Origin of the sequence: Pseudomonas sp. F01002, from assembly GCF_004402115.1 — a bacterium.
GTDB classification, from domain to species: Bacteria; Pseudomonadota; Gammaproteobacteria; order Pseudomonadales; family Pseudomonadaceae; genus Aquipseudomonas; species Aquipseudomonas frigoris.
In genome coordinates this window covers 81,245-81,490 of record NZ_SOPU01000014.1, presented here as the reverse complement: position 1 = coordinate 81,490, position 246 = coordinate 81,245, and the positions used below count along the sequence as shown (strand labels likewise).

Sequence of the window (246 nt, the reverse complement as noted above, 5' to 3'; positions counted from 1 at the left end):
TCCTCCATGAGGCCGTTTTCGATGCGTCGGATGAGTTCGTCGACCACCCGTTGTTTCTTGTCAAATCGTACCTGTCTAATCATGTACAACGTGATAACCGAAACGGGTTGGGGCGAGCAAGGAATATTTAGGGGAAGTGACGGAGGGATGTTCGAAAGTGACCGCTGCGCGGTCTAGTGTGGGAGCGGGCTTGCTCGCGAAGGCGGCGTGTCATTCAGCAATTATGTTGACTGACACGCCGCCTTC

At 54.1% G+C, this 246-nt stretch carries 1 pseudogene; it reads right to left on the bottom strand.

From position 1 onward, the window contains the following. A pseudogene (locus tag E3W21_RS31720) lies at window positions 1-83 on the bottom strand (GntR family transcriptional regulator); the annotation flags it as partial. Between the last annotated feature and the right edge of the window lie 163 nt (window positions 84-246).